Origin of the sequence: Bartonella sp. TT121SHDZB (genome assembly GCF_042193415.1) — a bacterium.
Lineage (GTDB): Bacteria > Pseudomonadota > Alphaproteobacteria > Rhizobiales > Rhizobiaceae > Bartonella.
Map to the genome: position 1 here is coordinate 1 of NZ_JBHILR010000080.1, position 571 is coordinate 571.

1 protein-coding gene is annotated in these 571 nt (G+C 39.9%); it reads left to right on the forward strand.

Annotated features, from left to right (window positions below; genetic code table 11):
• Positions 1 to 571 (forward strand): DEAD/DEAH box helicase family protein (locus ACFIKI_RS08605; protein ID WP_375666807.1); only part of this gene is annotated, 571 nt, incomplete at both ends.

Below are 571 nucleotides of genomic sequence, written 5' to 3' on the forward strand. Positions count from 1 at the left end.
CTAAAGAAGCTTGTGAATCCCTAGCAGATGCAATGACCGTGGTCTTTTCAACTTATCATTCTATCCAAGTGATTTCGAATGCACAAAAAGAGCATGGTTTACCCGAATTTGATCTAATCATTTGTGATGAAGCGCATAGAACCACTGGTGCTTCATTGGGAAGTGAAGACAATGAATCCGAATTTATCAAGGTTCATGATAATAGCATCATTCGAGGTAAAAAACGTCTCTATATGACAGCAACCCCAAAGATCTTTAGTGACACTGCCAAAAGGCGCGCTGATGAGATTAATGCTGTTTTGGCATCTATGGATGATGAAGCACTTTTTGGCAAACAACTCCATCATTATACCTTCGCGGAAGCTGTCGATAATGAACTTTTAACCCCTTACAAGATTGTGGTCTTAGGCATTGATGAAACCTATATTACACCAGCCATACAGGAGATTATTGCCAATGAAAACCGTGAAATTGATTTAGATGATGCGGCAAAAATTATTGGCTGTTATAGAGCCCTGACCAAAATAGATAAGCAAGCCGCTGTTGATGATGATGATACAGAGCCCATGCA